Genomic DNA, 5,925 nt, shown 5'->3' with positions numbered 1-5,925 from the left:
GAAGGGTGAATCACATCCCAGCAAATCTGTGAATCCAGATTCCGCCTGAAATGATCCCGCTCTAGGATGAACGAACCCGACAGGCCCCGCACCGCACCGTCCGGGTTTGGCTGCGCGGCTTCTTCTGCTAGGATTACAATGCCGGTGAAACCGCGGTATTCGACGTCCGGGTTTGGCTGCGCGGCTTCTTCTGCTAGGATGCCGCGCCGGGCAAAAGAGCCGATCCGCGGTCCGGGTTTGGCTGCGCGGCTTCTTCTGCTAGGATCTATAATTCGATCACCCACGCTTACCCCGGTCCGGGTTTGGCTGCGCGGCTTCTTCTGCTAGGATACGCCCAAGGTCAACCATTTCTTTAACGCCGTCCGGGTTTGGCTGCGCGGCTTCTTCTGCTAGGATTGAAGTTGCGGTTACCCAGATGGAGGGGCAGTCCGGGTTTGGCTGCGCGGCTTCTTCTGCTAGGATTTATTTTTAGGAGCCTATCATGGCGCTAATGTCCGGGTTTGGCTGCGCGGCTTCTTCTGCTAGGATGCAGCCCAGCTCATCGGCGATGACCGCCCAGTCCGGGTTTGGCTGCGCGGCTTCTTCTGCTAGGATACTGGATGCGCGAGGCTGTGCGGCTGTTGGGTCCGGGTTTGGCTGCGCGGCTTCTTCTGCTAGGATATACCCCGCACAACACCTTGTTGTGCGGGGATTTTTTCTTGGATACCGGTGGAAAAAACAGCTCCGAATCGGTCAGAACAGAGCGAGCTGGCGCGGTTTTTCCGTTGGCTGGGTGCGACCTGTTCCTCCGCGGAAGACCTGTGTCTGCCCGTATTGCTTGTCGGTGAAAAACAGAACCTGCACATGGCCCGCCTCCGGCACGATTCCCCAACCTGCTTCGCGAAGGATTCGGCTTTCTCCTTGCTCCAAGCATGTCTAATATACACCGAAAACTGTACCATCTCGAAGCCCAGATCGAGCAATTCGTTCCGGAAGCGCGTCGCTCTTTTGCGTTCGGCACTTGTTCCGACAGGCAGATCGAACAGAACCCAAATCCACATGATGCGATACCCTGACAGTTTACTGTAACGCTTGATCTTCATCGGAAACCTCAAGCGGTATAGGTTGTGAAGGGAACGAGAGCTTGAGCTTACGGTCCAGAAACGACTGGGCAAGGCTTTGGCTGAGACGGATCAGGACATGGGAAAGCGGCGCTGCGCCGTTCTTTGTCGGGAAATCTGCTGACAGGCAGTCAATCAAGGCATCGCGACCGTCGTCGACCTTTTCGACCCCTTGGGAGATCAGATCATGTACGACAAGGTCGATTGTCGGTCGGAATGGCTCCATCAGGTCATCGGCAAGCGCCAACGCATTGCCGCCAGAACTGTGGTGCAATGAAAGCGAGGGGTGCAGTCCTGCGGAAACGATGGCGCGTGCGGTCGCGGCTCTCAGGATTGCATACCCATAGTTCAGAAGCGCATTCGCCCCGGGATTCTCGCGCGCTCGCCGAAAACCCTTTCCCATCAGCAAAGGCCAATAGGCTTGCGCGGCTTGCGCTTCGCGATTGTCGGGATCGCCGGAGCGTACCGTCGCGCTCAATCGGTTCAGCCGTTCGGAAGGCAGTCCGAGTCGGTCCAGAACCTTGGCTTGCGCCGCAATCTTGTGTCTGACGAGTGTCGCCCACGCCTGTTTCCTGAGGGGCAGTGAGGCATCCGCCTGAGCGCGGAAACGCTCGGCCTGCGCATGATGGCCGTTCAGGGGCAGAACGACCGCGATGGGCGCGAAGTTCTGGCCCAGGAACATGACTGGAATTTGATGTTCGCTAAGTTCCGCAAGAGCGGTGCTTGACCAGGTGAGGCCGGGAGAGGAGGCAAGGACAGCCTCGATGTCCTCAATCGCGAGGCGTCCGAGTTCCTGCCCCTTTTCCTCGATGGCAATGAAGCCGCGCCGTTTGTGAACGGCGAGGCCATTGCGTGTCAGTTCCAATATGCGTCCTACCATGACGGTACCTCAGGTTGATGAGGTCCGACAGAACGCCCGCATGTTCAGATCGTGCCGTGTGGCACGGCTCGTACCCGCCCCAACTCGTCAATCCTTACCCGCCGGGCGCGTCTGAGGCGCAGCCGGTCGAAACGCGCCCAATCCCAACGGAAATCGTCCGCGGGATCATTGTGGCGTGCCGCAAGGTTTCCAACTGCATTTACCCCAGCGAGAGTGACGTAATTATTAGTCTCCGAATTTGGGATGGAGACAATTATCTTTATCTGATTCGTCTCCGGGATTATGTGCTTTTCTTTGTCATCCCAGTCGAAAAGCTGGATCGTATCCCCCTTATACAGACGCATGATTAAACGGGCATCGGGGTGAACTTCATTCCATGGCACATCCGTGCCGGATGCCTTGGACCAGAGATCGATACCATAGCGGAACCATTTCCCATCCGGACCTTCCAGTATATCGAGAAACAGGTTCTCGGCCGGTATCATCCATTTATATGGCTCGCCCGCCCTGGGTTTTCCTGCGCGGGCATGTATCTGCCTCGCACTTTCGTCGCGCACGAGTATCCGCAGGCGGCTGTGCCCGGCTTTTGTACTCCATTCAGAAAGCGCAGCCTTTAAGGCGCGCTCATCCTTCCACAGATGCCGAGTCGCTTCTTCCAGCTCCGTTCGGATCTTTTCGTCGCGAATCCGGCCGATCTCCCCGGGTTTCATATCGACAACCGGCTTTCGTTTCACCAGATTTCCGATGGTCCGGGCCGCATGGTTTTCGGGAACGTCGCGCACCAACCCATAGGCGCTGTCCTCATGCAGTTTCCCGCTGGGTGAGTGGTCAGGGCGATGACTGACGATAACCGACGCGATCCGCTGGCGGACCTCCTCTGCAAATCCTGCATAAGGTTCCGGCGCATCGGGAAGGAGACGGTCGAGCTCCTGCGCCCCCATCCGGCGCGCATAGGTTTGAAGGGTCTGTATCATGCGGCGGTCGATGGCCCCGACCGTTGCCGCGTCCAGTGCATGATGGCGGTGATCGTCACGGGTTTTGGCATTGTGGTCGGGCAGATAGAGGCCCCAGCGACGACGCAGCATCGCAGTCATGCGGCCCGGCAGCACCCAGACATTCGATGTGCCGTCATGCGGGAACAACGCCACCGCATAGGCGCGAACGACCTTGGCAAGATGCCCGGTCGCGTGAAGTTGGCGATCCTCGAACCCACGCCGGTTCTGCCATTCCTCCAATGCGCCGGGCAGGAACCGCCACAGCTTGTGCCGCATCCCCGGTGCGGCCTTTACCCGCGCGAGAATGGCATCCAGTTCCGCGCCCGACCAGGCATCGCCCGGTCCGCGCTTCCCCTTGATTCGGTTCGCCTTCCTGTAGCACAGCGTCTTGTTGCCGGGGCTATCCTCGAATGTATCCTCGAAGGGCAGGATATGGTCGATCTCCACCTCGTCCGAATGCAGTTTGTGCAGCGGGATCGGTTCGCCGGAATAGGGACATAGCCTGTCGGTCGGTGTCCTGCCCAGTTCCTCCCAAAGCCGCATCCGCAGCAGGCGATCCCCGGCCTTCGCGCCCTCGGCAAGCAACCCGGCTTCTTCCAGTTCGACCCGCCACCTGTCGTTGCGTTTGGTATTTTTGCGGATCTCGCTGTCGATCTCGATCAACTCCCGCGCCGACTTCGCCATGTCGCGGGTGGTTTCCAAAACGACCTGCGCGGGTTTACCGAATTCCCCGATCAGGGCGTTCATCACCCGGCGGAACTGGTTCAGCGCGATGTGCACTGTAGGGTTCGCGATGCGTCCGTAACGGATGTCATCCGGGTCGTTCGGATCGTTGGTGCCGGTGCCGATCATGCGCTGCAGTTCCGGCAGCCGGTTGTAGGGCGGGAGGAGGTCGAGGCCATTGCCGTGCCCGCGCAAGTTCGAGTGATGTCGCTCGATCCCCTCTCCGAACAGTCCGGCTTCGCTGGCCCGGATCACGGCATCGGAATAAACGATGACCTCGTGGCGAAACATCTGCACGATGGCACGGGTCGCGCGCTCACCCAGCATCAGGTGGCCGTCGGGAAGGGGAATTTTCTCGATACGTTCGGCAGTGTCGCGGGGCAGGGGGATTTCTGCAACCAGTCTTTCGATGGCACGCTCGGGCGATGCCTCCTCATCGAGGATCGTCAGCAAACGCAGACGCGTTTCATCGCCCATCCCGCGCCAGCGATCTGCCAGAGGCCCGGGTTTTTTCGCGGTTCCTGCAAAACGGGCGGCAACCTGGTTGCTGGCGAGCTCTTTCAGTCCGCCGGTTTCAAGATTGATTTCGGTGCTGCGCGGCAGTTTCAACTGGCTGCGCAATCCGCTCCAGGTCAGCTTCTCCCCGCTCATCAGATGCCTTGCCAGCAGGTCGCGCGCGGTTAGGTCCAGTCGGCCTTCTGACTGTCCATCCAGCAGCCGCAGCATGTTCAGTTGCTGAAGGATCAGGAATTCCTGCGCCAGAGGGTGCCATTTTGGCAGGCGCTCTTCCTCGGGAAAGAAGGTGCAGCGCCCGGGTTTGACCGGTTTCAGCGGGCGCTGGAAGAAGACAGCATCCCGGATGGCGGCCCTCGCGGCATCGGTCAGCGTGGAATGATGTTGCGCCTGTTTCCCCCAGATAAAGTCGAATTCTTCCTCCAGCATGGCCCGCTGCGGATAGAATTCATAAGCGGTTTCGCTGCCGGTGGCCTGTGGTCGTACCCGCACGAGTTGCTTTTTCGCGTGACGTGAGGCCAGCCAGGCACCATAGGTGGCGAAACCCTCGTCCCTCAGATTTTGCCGCAGGGTCGCGCTGGCCGAGGCGATCTTGCCGCTCTCGTCCTCGTTGCTGCGATCCGCCTTGCGATTGCTCTTGAACCCCCGATGTTTCGACATGTGCCAGATGGCCCGGCCAAGGTCATAGAGATCCGCCGGGCCCGCAGCAGCGCGGGCGCGCGCCTCGTAAGGGTCGATGGAAAAGAACCCGTCCCGCTCCGACGGGGGCATGAGCCTAAACCCGACCAGATGTTCAGCCAACCGGGTGCGGCGATCTATCCGGCGATCAGTTTGACGGCGTTGCTGGCGCGGCTGACGACGCCCTGCGGCGGCGGATTCCTTCGATTGCGGATCGCGCCCGGTCGGAAAGATGCGCGAGCCCAGTTTGACCAGGCCACAGATATGACCGTTGCCGTCAAGCCGGTAGACCGCCCAGCCAAGCGAGCCCGAACCCAAATCGAATGCAAAACGATACATTTCCGATCCCCGAGAAATCTCTTGTCAGCGAGCATAGGCGCAAGTAGATTGAAATTCCTAGCAGAAGAAGCCGCGTGGTCTTACCCGCGATAAGGTTTTAGACCACAAAATTGGGGCAGGCTGCGGCCTGCCCCAGCTTCCTTAGTCGGCATTCCATTACAGGTGACGGGCTTTTTGCGGCAGGGGCGAGGATTCCCGCTGGCTATCCCCGACTGCGCTTTGGACAACATCGGGCAGATCAGGCTGCCGACCCGACACCAAACTGGCTGTCAAACGCTGGATTGAGCCGGGTGATGATCGTGGTCTCGGGCTCTGGAACCGTCCCAATTGTGGCCGTCCCTCCGCCTCGCTACGACGCAGCGAAAATTTCTATGGCCTAGCCCAGCAGTTCGGAGTTCAGAAGCGGCTGTTTCGTGCCTGGCGTGGTGCTGGCGAAGGGCATTTTGGCGAAGCCGCCTGCAGGCGGCGTGCCATAGACGGCCTCACATGCCAGCGACATTCGGGACAGGCACATAATTGCCGGTGTTATGCGGAGCCGATCAGCGCGAGCGCCCCGAGTGAAGCCATTTTTGCAGACTATCTCTCCAATGAGTGAGGCTATCCTTACCGGAACCTCTTGAGCACTAAAGCTTTTCGTCCAAACCCTGAATCGTTTTGGCTTCCGCAGAAGCGTCGATCGTGATTCCCTTTGATCAGG

Annotated in this window: 2 protein-coding genes, 1 pseudogene and 1 CRISPR repeat array; all 3 genes and pseudogenes read right to left on the bottom strand. The window is 59.5% G+C overall.

Annotated features, from left to right (window positions below):
• Nucleotides 1-98: 98 nt before the first annotated feature.
• Nucleotides 99-660: direct repeats of the CRISPR family, unit length 36 nt; unit sequence GTCCGGGTTTGGCTGCGCGGCTTCTTCTGCTAGGAT.
• Between the two features lie 254 nt (nt 661-914).
• Nucleotides 915-1,040: pseudogene (gene cas2, locus ACFSCT_RS04255) on the bottom strand (CRISPR-associated endonuclease Cas2); the annotation flags it as partial.
• A 19-nt stretch (nt 1,041-1,059) separates the two neighbouring features.
• The gene (gene cas1 / locus ACFSCT_RS04250) at nt 1,060-1,965 is read right to left on the bottom strand and encodes a type II CRISPR-associated endonuclease Cas1 (protein WP_379140377.1); all 906 of its coding nucleotides are present in this window, start codon (nt 1,963-1,965) and stop codon (nt 1,060-1,062) included.
• Between the two features lie 59 nt (nt 1,966-2,024).
• On the bottom strand, nt 2,025-5,228 hold the full coding sequence (gene cas9 / locus ACFSCT_RS04245) for a type II CRISPR RNA-guided endonuclease Cas9 (protein WP_379140376.1): 3,204 nt from the start codon (nt 5,226-5,228) through the stop codon (nt 2,025-2,027).
• Between the last annotated feature and the right edge of the window lie 697 nt (nt 5,229-5,925).

The organism is Paracoccus pacificus, from assembly GCF_042680785.1.
GTDB lineage: Bacteria > Pseudomonadota > Alphaproteobacteria > Rhodobacterales > Rhodobacteraceae > Paracoccus > Paracoccus pacificus.
Note: the sequence above shows the minus strand (reverse complement) of the source record. Positions and strands in the feature narration are given on the sequence as shown.

What these genes read in the sequence shown, in the direction of transcription:
- cas9 (WP_379140376.1), bottom strand. Translation starts at nt 5,228, where the DNA reads ATGTATCGTTTTGCATTCGATTTGGGTTCGGGCTCGCTTGGCTGGGCG.